Genomic DNA, 400 nt, shown 5'->3' with positions numbered 1-400 from the left:
CTTCTGGTTGCCGTAGCCCATGACATTGCTGATCATGATGCCGTTGACCTTGCAGCCTTCCAGAATCGCCTTTAAATTCTCCAGCTTTTCCGGCCTGATGATGATTTCCAGTTTTTTCATACAGCATATCCTCCTTTATCGTGTTGACAACAAAAACGAGGGCAGTTCCGCAAATGGAACGCCCTCGTTCGATATTAAACATTATACATTTCTGAACATAAATGTCAAATACATTTTAAAACGGAATAATTAGAAAAGTTTGTGAAATATTGACAACATTATGCGGTCACAAAACTTAGAAAAGACTTGTGCTTTTTCCTCTTTCGTACTATACTTAATACTGTATACAAAATAACGAAAAAGTACAATCTGAAGAGATTAAGAAAATGCGAGGTATTTA

General features: G+C 36.5%; 1 protein-coding gene. It reads right to left on the bottom strand.

Annotation, left to right across the window (positions count from 1 at the left end; all coding sequences use genetic code 11):
* A partial coding sequence (locus NE664_15090; protein MCQ4727958.1) for a P-II family nitrogen regulator occupies positions 1-120 on the bottom strand: 120 nt, incomplete at its 3' end.
* Between the last annotated feature and the right edge of the window lie 280 nt (positions 121-400).

Source organism: Anaerotignum faecicola (assembly GCA_024460105.1).
In the GTDB taxonomy this organism is placed as follows: Bacteria; Bacillota; Clostridia; order Lachnospirales; family Anaerotignaceae; genus JANFXS01.
The sequence above is the reverse complement of the archived record's forward strand: the minus strand, read 5'-3'. Positions and strand labels throughout refer to the sequence as shown.